Genomic DNA, 11,086 nt, shown 5'->3' with positions numbered 1-11,086 from the left:
ACGCAGGCCACCATGAAGCCTGCCCCCACACATGACCGGGACCTCCTGCCGACCATATTCGGGGCACGAGCAGCTTCGCTCGGCGTTCCTGAACGCTGTGTCCCCTGGCCGTTGGACATGCCCCACTCCGGAGGATCGACGCCCGATCAGACCGCCAAAATCCTTAAAAGTCTGAGGAGATCAGATGCGTATGGGCAATGGAAATGGCCCAAGCGGCCGGTTGTCTTCATCTCTGACCTTCATGCCGATGCCGAAAGCCTCGTCAGGTCTTTGGTCGCGGCTGGCGTTGTTCAGGGCCATGAACACAACGTGGATGACTTTGAGCTGACAGACTTCGGACGCTCATGCGTCCTCGTCATTGGAGGTGACTGTCTCGACAAAGGACCAAGCAATCTGGACCTGCTCAACAGCCTGAAAAAACTGATTGAAACAGGGGTTCGCATCAAGTTGCTTGCAGGCAATCATGACTTGCGGCTCTTGCTGGGCGTTCGCGCCTTGACGAGCGAACGATCCCCCCTGACCGAACATATGTTCATCCGTATGGGCAACAAAGTGCTGCCTCTCCTGCGTGAAGTCTACGACAAACACGTCGCGCCGACAAACGCGCTGGAGAGTGCGCCTGACCTTGAGACTTGCCGTGCTCGGATTTTTCCGAGCGAAACCTGGCAAAGATATTTTCCTGAAGCTGCGGCAGGGCACCTCGGCGAAGCAGCTATTCAAAAAGAGCTTCGTCGGCTGAAGAAAAAAATTGCGACTTTTGAGGAAGCAAGCCTGAGCGCCGGGTTGGATATGCGCATGCTGTACGCCGCCGCGATGAAATGCAGAGAATTGTTTCTGGAGCCTGATGGCTTCTATGCCTGGTTCTACGCCCGGATGCGCGCGATCTACAAAAGCGGATCCGTTCTCTTTGCGCACGCCGGACTGGACGATCGTATCTGCGCCGAGATCGATGAGAATGGTGTGAGCCACATCAACAGACTTTTCCGAGAACAGGTCTACCAAGACCCTTTCACCTTCTACTCCGGCACAGTCGCCAACATCATGCGAACCAAATACCGGGCGGTTGACAAACAGCTGTCATCAAACGGCGTCGAACGGCTTCATCGCTCCGGCATCAAGATCCTCGTCCATGGTCACGTCAATCGCGAACGCGGGCAACGACTGAAGACGATGAAAGGTTTGCTGCACATCGAAGCGGATATCACGCTGGACAGAAATTCGAGAAAGCTTGAAGGCCTCAAGGGCATTGGCACAGGGGCGACCATAATCCTGCCAAATGGAAACATTGTCGGCTTCAGCAATGACTTTCCATATGCGAAAGTGCTCACTCCCGAGATCCACATGACAAAGGCGGCGCTCCAGCATGATGGAACGTAAGGACAGATTTAAGCACGAGTCCATTCAGGACCGAAAAACCATTCAATCGCTGATCACTGCGATCAACCGGGGGATCGCGAAGGGTGAGCTGCATTTCAGCGATGACACCGGTGAAATCACGCTGAATCCTGACGGTTTGCTCAATTTGAAGGTCACCGCATCCAAGGATGAAGCGCGGTGTCGGATGGACATCCGCATATCCTGGACCAACGAAAACACCGACCTGAAAGATGCGGGAAAGCTGAAAGTGAAGTCCTGAAAATCGACTTTGACAAACGCGCACCACACAAGTGCGGTTGTCACACTTTGAACCTGACAGCGGGCGAGGCTACGTCAAACAGCCAGCGCCGCCGCCAGATCCCTTAGAGCTGCTTTCGCTTACGATGCTTCTTGAAAGCCCGGAATGATCTTCTCCGCATAATCCGCAATGATTTTCTCTTCATCGCCGCTGTCGAGATAGATATTGAACTGGGTCACACCCGCTTTCTCAAGCTCTTTCAGCTTCGCGATATGTTGATCCGCAGTGCCGAGAACGGTGAACGCGTCAACAATATCATCGGTAATGAAGTCCAGGAACGGGTTATCGCTTTGGCCGTGCTTAGAATAATCATAGCCCCGGCGTTTTTCGATGTAGGAGGTCAGGCTCGCCGGCACCAGATCTGAATCCGAACCGTACTTTTCGACAATGTCGGCCACATGATTGCCGACCATTGCCGGGAACCATTTCACCTTCTCTCTGGCATGTTCGATATCTCCAGTATACGCCGGCGCCGCCGCCATGATGCGATAACCGGACATGTCGCGTCCTGCCTCTTCTCCCGCCTTCTTGGCCTGATCCCCAAGCCACTTGCAGATACCAGGCTCAGCGATCTGCAAAATGAGGCCATCACCAACGCGTCCGGCTGTCGCCAGAGCCTTGGGGCCATATGCAGCAATCCACATCGGGGGCTCATGACCAACTGCCCATGGGAATTGCACAGGCTCGGGACATTCGCCGTATTGCGCCTCCTCACCTTTGATCAGCTTGCGCATCACATCGGTAAATTCTTCGACCCGCTTGAGCGTCGCAGGCTTTTTACCCATCACGCGCACGGCGCTGTCGCCCCGGCCGATGCCAATGTCGAACCGGTCGCCGGATTGTTTGGCAAGCGAACCGAAAAGGCTGGCGGCGACTGACCAGTCACGGCTGTTGGGATTGGTCACACAGGGACCAAAGCGCATGTGCTCTGTGTGCTCCATACACATGGCTATCGCGACATAGCTGTCACGCCAGAGAATGTGGCTATCGTAGAACCAGCAGTAAGTGAAGCCAGCGTTCTCGGCCTGCCGCACCAGTGCTTTTGCACGGTCGGCCTCCACAAAGCCCTTGAAGCAAATTCCGAATTCCATCGCGGTTTTCCCCTCGGTTTTCGCTGCCGGCACCGCTACCTGCAACGCGATTGTCATGGTGGAAATCTCCAGTGAACTGGCGTCGCCGTCAACTATTTTTGACCATTTGATAAAAAATTTTTGCCAACTCCTTGATCAAAGCTAAAAATGAGGCAATTCTCAAGGGCCACTCTCATCAGCCAAGGCGCTGCGTGGCAAGGGGACGACTGGCATCTAAAAGCATCCAATTCATGCTGGCTGCGGAAGATGCGTCTATGGAAAACAGGTGTCGTGCGTGACCAAAGATAAAATCATAGCGCTTTCCGGCGGCGTCGGCGGCGCAAAGCTCTCGCAGGGCCTGGCAGCTGAAATGAATCCGCAGGACCTGACGGTGATCATCAACACCGGCGATGATTCAGCGCACTACGGCCTGTTTGTCACGCCCGACATCGACACTCAGCTCTACACCCTTTCCGGTCGAGCCGATCTTGAGCGCGGCTGGGGACGCAAAGACGAGAGTTGGAACGCGATGAACTCATTGCGCGAGCTCGGCGAAGATATCTGGTTCAACATCGGAGACAAGGACCTCGGCACCAATCTGCTTCGGACCATGCGGCTCGCCCGTGGGGACAGGCTGACCGAAATCACCATCGACTTGGCAAAGTCATTTGGTCTGGAATGCCAGCTTTTGCCCATGTCGGACACGACCGTATCGACTCAACTTCGATGCTCAGACGGAACCTACGACTTTCACGACTGGTTTGTCGCAAAGAAGACTGAGCCAACTGTCGAAGAAGTGGTTTTCAGAGGTGCCAGCGAGGCAAGCATGACGGCAGAAGTCGCGAGCGCTCTGGGCGACCCCAAACTTGCTGCAATCATCGTATGCCCCTCCAACCCCTACCTCTCCATCGATCCTATTCTGGCTGTGCCAGGGCTTCGTCAGGCACTCATCGATAGTCCCGCGCCTGTAATTGGCGTCACCCCGGTCGTCGGCGGCGAAGCGATCAAAGGCCCGACGGCATCGATGATGCGAGGCTTTGGTTTCCCCGTGAAGGCTTCGACTGCAGCAGCGGCACATGCTGATATTTATGATGGCTATTTGATCGATGAGCGAGATTCCGACGATGCATCAGATTTCCAGGCGATCGGCGGCGGCCTCCCCGTAGCGCTCGCAGACACCATGATGGTCGATATGACTGCCAAGCGTCGACTTGCACGCGCTGCGTTGGATTTCGCCCAACGCCTTCAAAGCGAGCATGCGCCGTGACGATCTGGGCACTCATTCCAGTAAAACCTTTCGCAGACGCCAAGTCGCGGCTTTCAAGTGTTTTGACACCAAACCAGCGTGCACAACTCGCGCAGGCAATGTTTCGAGACACGCTCGCCGCCACAGCGCTCGCAAAAGGCCTGGACGGCATAGCCGTTGTGACAAAGGATCCTGTTGCTGCCGAGATCGCGAGATCGATTGGTGCCCGCGTCATCCAGGATCAAACACAGGACCTGAACAGTGCCCTGACAACCGCCAGGGTCGCGCTACAAAAACAGCTTGGCGCCATCAACCTCATCATTATCCCTGCCGACCTACCCGCACTTAAAGCGAGTGATATCGAGGGGCTTGTTGAGGCACACCGCACGCCAACACAGATCATTCTATCTCCTGACCACGAAGGGGATGGCACGAACATGCTCCTGACAGGTTCTCAAACAGATTTCCCCTATGCGTTTGGCGCAGCAAGCTATCAACGTCATTTGAGCCTGTCCAAGGATCTGGGGTATGAGGCTACAACCTTCAAAAGCGCTCGTGTGAGCGCTGATCTCGACAATCCATCCGACATTGGCAGAATTTGGCAGTATGAACCAGGTCAGCATACCAAGCAGGTACTCGAAGCCTTCTGCCTCAGCAGCCTTTGGCCTCTCAAGGAGGTGTCATGATTCACTCGCTCCACGATGATCTGGACCTTGAGGCATTGATTGCGGAAACGGACATCCAAAGCCTCATGCATCGCGCCCGTACCAGGCGTGACGCGGCATTTGGGTCCCTCGTAACCTACTCGCCCAAAGTTTTTATTCCGCTGACGATGGCCTGCCGGGATGTCTGCCACTACTGCACCTTCGCCAAACCGTTGAAAGCAGGACAGAAGGTTTTTCTGTCGCCTGAGGAAGTGCTTGATCTCGCCAGGAAGGGAGAAAAGGCCGGTTGTCAGGAAGCATTGTTCACGCTGGGAGAGAAACCGGAGCTGCGTTACCGGTCGGCAAGGGAAGCTCTCGACGAGCTCGGCTTTGAAACCACTGTTGACTACCTGGCCTACGTGGCCGGCCTCGTCAGAGACCAGACCAACCTTTTGCCTCACCTCAATCCGGGTACGCTGACGACTGCAGAATTCGAAAAACTCAGACCGACAGCAGCATCCATGGGCATGATGCTTGAAACGACCTCACAGCGCCTGTCAGCGCGCGGCGGCCCTCATTTCGGCAGCCCTGACAAGGAACCAGCAGCAAGACTTGCCGCCCTTGAAGCTGCAGGAAAAGCGCGGGTTCCTTTCACCACTGGCCTGCTGATCGGGATCGGCGAAACGCGGCAGGAAACCGTCGAGGCTCTTCTGGCCATTCGGGATACACACTCGAAATTTGGGCACATTCAAGAAGTCATCATACAAAACTTCCTGCCCAAGCCAGACACCAAGATGCGCGCATTCCCGCCAGCCGACCCAATCGAACATCAGTGGGCGATCGCAGTGGCACGCCTCATCTTGCCGATGGAAATCAGCATCCAGGCTCCACCCAATCTCGCGGCCGGCACTGGTGAGGAACTTCTTCAGGCCGGTATAAATGATTGGGGTGGCGTCTCACCCGTCACCATCGACCACGTCAATCCCGAGGCCCCCTGGCCGAGCGTCGAGAAACTCGCCAAGATCACTGCAAGCGAGGGTAAAACACTGGCCCCGCGCTTGACGGTCTATCCTGCCTTCATCCACCGGGCTGATGATTGGATCGCGCCCCTAATGGCTAGATCCGTCCTGAGGGGATCAGATGGCGACGGACTCGCTTTTGAAGGTTCATGGACGCCAGGTTCGCATCAAAAACTGCCAGAGGTTCGCAAAGGCGGCAGCGTCGATCCCGAAATCCAGGCGATACTGAACCTCGCGCCCGGAACAATCTTGACTGAAGAGCAGATTGTCCGGTTGTTTTCTGCGCGCGGTGACAGTTTCCACGCAGTCTGTGTGCATGCAGATCAGCTGCGCCAAGCGACAAATGGCGACCGCGTGCACTACGTCGTGACCCGGAACATCAACTATACGAATGTCTGCACTTACGGATGCACCTTCTGTGCATTTTCAAAGGGCAAGACGCATGAAGAACTCCGAGGTCCAGCTTACGATCTCGATATGGAAGAGTTTTCAAGGCGTGTTGCGGAAGCATGGGCCCGAGGCGGAACCGAAATCTGCCTGCAGGGAGGCATCCATCCTGGCTACACGGGTAAAACCTACCTGGACCTTTTGCGGCATGCGAAACAAGCTGCTCCAGATATTCATATCCACGCTTTCTCGCCTTTGGAAATCTGGCAAGGTGCGGCAACTCTAAATCTGTCGCTTACAGACTATCTTATGAAACTGAAGGAGGCTGGACTTTCGTCCTTGCCCGGAACAGCCGCCGAAATCCTCGATGATGAAGTTCGAATAAAGATTGCGCCGGACAAAATCACGACGGATCAATGGTTCCAGGTCATGAGTGCGGCTCATTCAATTGGCCTGAAGAGCACTTCGACAATCATGTATGGCCACATCGAACAGCCGAAACACTGGGCGAGACACCTTCTGCGTCTTCGCGCTCATCAACTCGATCACGGCGGCTTCACAGAATTCGTCCCGCTCCCGTTCGTTGCGCTGGAGGCGCCAATCTACCTGCGCGGTCAGTCCAGAAAAGGCCCCACCTGGCGGGAGGCGGTCTTAATGCATGCCATTGCCCGCATCGCACTGTACGGTGCAATCGATCACATTCAGGTCTCATGGGTCAAAATGGGGCCAGAAGGCGCTGCCGTCTGCCTAAACTCTGGCGCAGATGATATGGGCGGCACCTTGATGAACGAGAGTATCACGCGTGCAGCCGGCGCCGTTCATGGGCAAGAATTTGCCCCATGGCAGATGGAGGACCTGATTCATTCAGTCGGCCGCAAACCATTTCAGCGCTCAACCGTATATGGCCATGTATCAGAGGAGCGTCGGCAACGCGCGATGCAAGCCGCGCCGCTTCAGGACATGACCAACACCCCATTCAAGGCACGCAAGCAACGCAACCGCTTGAACGCCTGACCAGACAAAACGATTACAGCAAAGGGATCGCAATGCTGCGCATTGGATACAAGGCTTCCGCCGAACAGTTTCGGCCCCACGAATTGATGGAGTTTGCAATCCTGGCCGAGGAAGTCGGCTTGGACAGTGCCTTTATTTCCGATCATTTTCAGCCTTGGCGGCACACGGGCGGCCACGCCCCGCACGCTCTCGTCTGGCTTGGAGCAGTCGGAGCAAGAACCAGCCGCATCGCACTGGGCACCTCGGTTCTGACCCCGACCTTCCGCCATCATCCGTCGATGATTGCCCAGAGCTTTGGCACGTTGGGCTCGATGTTTCCCGACCGCATTATCCTTGGCATAGGAACCGGCGAAGGTCTTAACGAGGTTCCTGCCATTGGCTGTGAGTGGCCGGAACGGAAGGAACGCTTTGCCCGGCTGCGCGAAGCCGTTCGGCTGATCCGCAAGCTATGGACCGAAGAGCGGGTAAGCTTCGAGGGAGACTACTACAAGACCGAGAGCGCAACGATTTATGACAGACCGGAAAACCCGGTGCCGATCTATGTTGCCGCAGCCGGTCCAATGATCGCAAAATATGCTGGCCGTTTCGGCGATGGCTTCATCTGCACCTCTGGCAAGGCTCCAGCACTATACTCAGAAACGCTCATTCCGAACCTGGAAGCGGGGATTACCCAACAAGAACGACAAGCGTCAGATGTCGACCGCATGATTGAAGTGAAACTGTCTTTCGATACCGATCTGGATCGCGCCAAGGAAGACACTCGTTTCTGGGGTGCTCTGGCTTTGACTCAGGAACAGAAGATGACCGTGGAAGATCCTCTGGAAATGGAAAAGCTGGCCGACAGCCTCTCATCCGATCAAACCGCGAGTCGCTGGATTGTAACGGCAGATGCCGACGAAGTTGTTGAGCGATTGAAGCCCTACGTCGATCTCGGTTTCAACCATTTCGTCTTTCATGCTCCAGGGCCAGATCAGACGCGCTTCCTGAAGCAATTTGCGGCAGACGTCCTGCCCCGACTGCGGAACGCTTACGGCTAACAGCATCATGGCCCAACTGACACTCACGACGCTCGATGATTTTCCGCTGGTCAATCCGGGCGACGACCTTGCCAAACTTATTGCCGAGGGGCTCCTGTGTCAGAACGTTGTGCTCGGTAGTGGGGACGTCGTTGTCGTCGCCCAGAAGGTCGTGTCGAAAGCGGAGGGCCGCTTTCTCAATCTGGCCGATATCACACCTGGCCAGGAAGCTCTCAATCTTGCAGAGGAAACTGATAAAGACCCGCGACTCGTGCAAGCCATTTTGGATGAGAGCACCGAAGTTGTTCGCAAGCGAAAAGGCGTTCTTGTGGTTCGCCACCGATGCGGTTGGGTCATGGCGCAGGCCGGCATTGATCAATCTAACGTCGAGGGCAGTGAAAACGGCGCACTGCTGCTTTTGCCGATTGATCCTGATGCGTCTGCCGCTCGCCTGAGAGCCGCGCTATTGGAGCGGTTCAACGTTCCTCTCGGCGTCGTCATCGCTGACAGCTTCGGCAGACCATTTCGCAACGGCACAACCGGCATAGCCATTGGCGCAGCAGGCGTGACGAGCTTTATGGACATCCGGGGTGAAAAGGATCTCTATGGACGAGAACTGAAGGTTTCAACGGTCGCTCACGCCGACGAACTCGCCTCAGCTGCATCTCTTTTGATGGGTCAGGGAAACGAGGGCTGCCCTGTGGTTCTACTGCAGGGGCTCGCGCCTTCAAACGAGGTGCCAGCAGCATCCCTCATAAGACCATTGGAAGATGACCTCTTCCGCTAGTTTCCCTTGTCTTTGAACTAAAAAGTCGCCAATCACTCGGCGAATACGCACTCTCAAAACCCGTTTTGTTTTTCAGAACGACCACCCGAAAAGCCCACTCTTCAGGGTGGCGCAGCGCACTTTCAGTCAGGCGCAATACATGAGTTTTATACTCAGCTATTGATGCCCCTCAATAATATGAATATAGAAATCATATTATTGATTGAAGGCGAAGCTATGACCGAACAGTTTTCGAAAACCGGCCAAAAGCGGGACTGCGCGCAGATCCGTCGCATGAGAGAACAACACTCAAACATGCGGGACCGGGATTTGGCCAACATGCTCGAAATCTCGGAGGCAGAGCTTCTGGCCGCGTTCTGCGGCCATGGTGTGCGTCGCATTGAGGCGAACTTTGACATTCTCTTCAATGGCCTCAAGGAAGTCGGTGAAGTGATGGCACTGACGCGGAACGAAAGTGCCGTGCATGAGAAGATTGGTCCATTTGAGAAGTTCGTGAATGGCAAACGCGCAGCATTGATGCTCGGTGAACAGATCGACATGCGAATGTTCCCAGCTGTTTGGGCCCACGGCTTCGCCGTTGAACGACAGGACGGCGAGAACCTGCGCAGATCTCTCCAATTCTTTGATGCGACAGGAGAAGCTCTATTCAAGGTTCACGCTCGGCCGAAAACAAATCTCGAAGGCTGGAACAACCTAATCGACAAGCTCCTGCTTTCGGATCAAGACGCAGGAATCGAATTCGAGGAAAAAGCTCACTCAGAAACTGATCGCAAACCAGCGTCGTCAGAAGTCGGAGAGACGCTTCGGCAGCGTTGGCAAGAGCTCACGGATCCGCATCAATTCCATGGAATGCTGAAAGACCTGGACTTGCATCGCCTAAGCGCTCTGGAAGTAGCCGGGCATCAATGGGCCTGGAAGCTCGATGAAAGCGCGGTTTCTGCAATGCTGCACCTGGCTTCAAATGAAGCGCTGCCGATTATGTGTTTTGTCGGCAACAAGGGCTGCATCCAAATCCACTCCGGTGCAATTAAAACAGTTATGGACAAGGGGCCTTGGATCAACGTGCTTGATCCAAACTTTCACCTTCACTTGCGCACCGATCACATTGCCAGCGTCTGGGCTGTACGCAAGCCCGCAGACATAGAACACGTGACGTCGATTGAAGCCTATGACGAGAACGACAACCTGGTCATTCAATTTTTTGGCGTCAGGACAGAAGGCTCGGTCGAGCGCTCGGAATGGCGGGATCTGATCGAAAGGCTTCCTCAGGTTTCAACCAACACCACAATCGGAGTTGCCTCATGAGCTTCAGATCCACATTCTCGGGCCGCTTTGTGTCTCTCCTTGCAACAGCGTTTTTGGGCAGCCACCTTGCTCTGCAAGGTGTGGCACTTGCCGAACAGGCAGCGTCAGAACGCATCGTAGCCATCGGAGGGTCCGTGACCGAGATCGTCTATGCGCTTGGTGAAGAGGATCGCCTTGTCGCCCGAGACACAACCAGCACCTTCCCTCCAGAAGCAACTGAACTTCCGGATGTCGGCTATATACGGGCGTTATCGCCTGAAGGGGTCTTGTCGGTATCACCCGACATGATCCTTATGCTTGATGGAGCCGGACCGCCTGAGACGCTGGAGCTATTGGCAAAATCCGGAATTCCAATCGTCAGCATTCCGGAGGACTATTCGGGCGAAGGAATAATCCAAAAGGTGCAAGCAGTCGGTGAAGCCCTTGGCGTTAAGGAAAAAGCAGAGGCCTTGAATGACAGCCTGAGACACGCACTCACGACGGCGGAAGAGGGAAATGCAGACCGAACCAAAGACTTCAAGGTTCTATTCGTGCTATCTGCCAAGGGCGGCAGAATCCTGGCATCGGGCGACGAAACCGCGGCAAGCGGGATTCTCAAGTTAGCCGGTGCGAAAAATGCGACGAAAGGCTTTACCGGGTACAAGCAGCTGACCGATGAGGCCATTCTGGAGGCTGCGCCAGACGTGATCCTCATGATGAGCAATGGAAGAGATCATGGCACCTCGGCACAGACATTATTTGACCACCCGGCGGTTGCGCTAACTCCCGCTGGCGAACACAAACGGCTTATCCAGATGCTGGGAAACTACCTCTTGGGGTTTGGCCCCCGCACGCCGGAGGTCATTCATGAGCTCGGCGCAAAGTTGACCGAGTTCGGTGGCTGATACGCGACATGACCGAGATTTCGCTCAAACGGCCGGACG

10 protein-coding genes are annotated in these 11,086 nt (G+C 55.2%); 9 read left to right on the top strand and 1 reads right to left on the bottom strand.

The annotated features are described in order from the left end of the window. Window positions 1-12 precede the first annotated feature (12 nt). Both ABJZ52_RS00875 and ABJZ52_RS00870 read left to right on the top strand, forming a co-directional pair. Window positions 13-1,377 carry a metallophosphoesterase gene (locus ABJZ52_RS00875; protein ID WP_348186640.1) on the top strand — a complete coding sequence of 455 codons (1,365 nt, stop codon included), beginning with the start codon at window positions 13-15 and terminating at the stop codon, window positions 1,375-1,377. Beyond that, window positions 1,364-1,636, top strand: coding sequence for an amphi-Trp domain-containing protein (locus ABJZ52_RS00870; protein ID WP_348186642.1), 273 nt, complete (start codon window positions 1,364-1,366; stop codon window positions 1,634-1,636). The genes ABJZ52_RS00875 and ABJZ52_RS00870 overlap by 14 nt, the downstream gene beginning before the upstream one ends. A 119-nt stretch (window positions 1,637-1,755) precedes the next feature. On the opposite strand, the gene ABJZ52_RS00865 is transcribed toward ABJZ52_RS00870, so the two are convergent. After that, complete coding sequence (locus tag ABJZ52_RS00865; protein ID WP_348186644.1) at window positions 1,756-2,823, bottom strand: TIGR03842 family LLM class F420-dependent oxidoreductase; 1,068 nt, start codon at window positions 2,821-2,823, stop codon at window positions 1,756-1,758. A 217-nt stretch (window positions 2,824-3,040) separates the two neighbouring features. Here ABJZ52_RS00865 and cofD point away from each other — a divergent pair, with 217 nt between their 5' ends. The 7 genes from cofD (at window position 3,041) to ABJZ52_RS00830 (ending at window position 11,047) form a co-directional block, all read left to right on the top strand. Beyond that, entirely contained in the window at window positions 3,041-4,012 is a 972-nt protein-coding gene (cofD, locus tag ABJZ52_RS00860) for a 2-phospho-L-lactate transferase (protein ID WP_348186646.1), read from the top strand. Next, window positions 4,009-4,677, top strand: a complete 669-nt coding sequence (cofC, locus tag ABJZ52_RS00855; RefSeq protein ID WP_348186648.1) for a 2-phospho-L-lactate guanylyltransferase — start codon at window positions 4,009-4,011, stop codon at window positions 4,675-4,677. The genes cofD and cofC overlap by 4 nt, the downstream gene beginning before the upstream one ends. Beyond that, window positions 4,674-7,055, top strand: a complete 2,382-nt coding sequence (gene cofH, locus ABJZ52_RS00850; protein ID WP_348186650.1) for a 5-amino-6-(D-ribitylamino)uracil--L-tyrosine 4-hydroxyphenyl transferase CofH — start codon at window positions 4,674-4,676, stop codon at window positions 7,053-7,055. The genes cofC and cofH overlap by 4 nt, the downstream gene beginning before the upstream one ends. A 32-nt stretch (window positions 7,056-7,087) precedes the next feature. After that, the gene (fgd, locus tag ABJZ52_RS00845; protein ID WP_348186652.1) at window positions 7,088-8,092 is read left to right on the top strand and encodes a glucose-6-phosphate dehydrogenase (coenzyme-F420); all 1,005 of its coding nucleotides are present in this window, start codon (window positions 7,088-7,090) and stop codon (window positions 8,090-8,092) included. Window positions 8,093-8,099: 7 nt separating this feature from the next. Next, the gene (gene cofE / locus ABJZ52_RS00840) at window positions 8,100-8,858 is read left to right on the top strand and encodes a coenzyme F420-0:L-glutamate ligase (RefSeq protein WP_348186654.1); all 759 of its coding nucleotides are present in this window, start codon (window positions 8,100-8,102) and stop codon (window positions 8,856-8,858) included. A 216-nt stretch (window positions 8,859-9,074) separates the two neighbouring features. Beyond that, window positions 9,075-10,163: a ChuX/HutX family heme-like substrate-binding protein gene (locus tag ABJZ52_RS00835; protein ID WP_348186656.1), complete on the top strand. Its 1,089-nt coding sequence runs from the start codon at window positions 9,075-9,077 to the stop codon at window positions 10,161-10,163. Then, window positions 10,160-11,047, top strand: coding sequence for an ABC transporter substrate-binding protein (locus tag ABJZ52_RS00830; RefSeq protein WP_348186658.1), 888 nt, complete (start codon window positions 10,160-10,162; stop codon window positions 11,045-11,047). The genes ABJZ52_RS00835 and ABJZ52_RS00830 overlap by 4 nt, the downstream gene beginning before the upstream one ends. Window positions 11,048-11,086: the final 39 nt, after the last annotated feature.

Source organism: Roseibium sp. (assembly GCF_039982295.1).
Classification (GTDB): domain Bacteria; phylum Pseudomonadota; class Alphaproteobacteria; order Rhizobiales; family Stappiaceae; genus Roseibium.
This window is presented reverse-complemented; position numbering and strand designations above follow the sequence as displayed.

What these genes read in the sequence shown, in the direction of transcription:
- ABJZ52_RS00835 (WP_348186656.1), top strand. Translation starts at nt 9,075, where the DNA reads ATGACCGAACAGTTTTCGAAAACCGGCCAAAAGCGGGACTGCGCGCAG.
- ABJZ52_RS00865 (WP_348186644.1), bottom strand. Translation starts at nt 2,823, where the DNA reads ATGACAATCGCGTTGCAGGTAGCGGTGCCGGCAGCGAAAACCGAGGGG.
- cofE (WP_348186654.1), top strand. Translation starts at nt 8,100, where the DNA reads ATGGCCCAACTGACACTCACGACGCTCGATGATTTTCCGCTGGTCAAT.
- fgd (WP_348186652.1), top strand. Translation starts at nt 7,088, where the DNA reads ATGCTGCGCATTGGATACAAGGCTTCCGCCGAACAGTTTCGGCCCCAC.
- ABJZ52_RS00875 (WP_348186640.1), top strand. Translation starts at nt 13, where the DNA reads ATGAAGCCTGCCCCCACACATGACCGGGACCTCCTGCCGACCATATTC.
- cofH (WP_348186650.1), top strand. Translation starts at nt 4,674, where the DNA reads ATGATTCACTCGCTCCACGATGATCTGGACCTTGAGGCATTGATTGCG.
- ABJZ52_RS00870 (WP_348186642.1), top strand. Translation starts at nt 1,364, where the DNA reads ATGATGGAACGTAAGGACAGATTTAAGCACGAGTCCATTCAGGACCGA.
- ABJZ52_RS00830 (WP_348186658.1), top strand. Translation starts at nt 10,160, where the DNA reads ATGAGCTTCAGATCCACATTCTCGGGCCGCTTTGTGTCTCTCCTTGCA.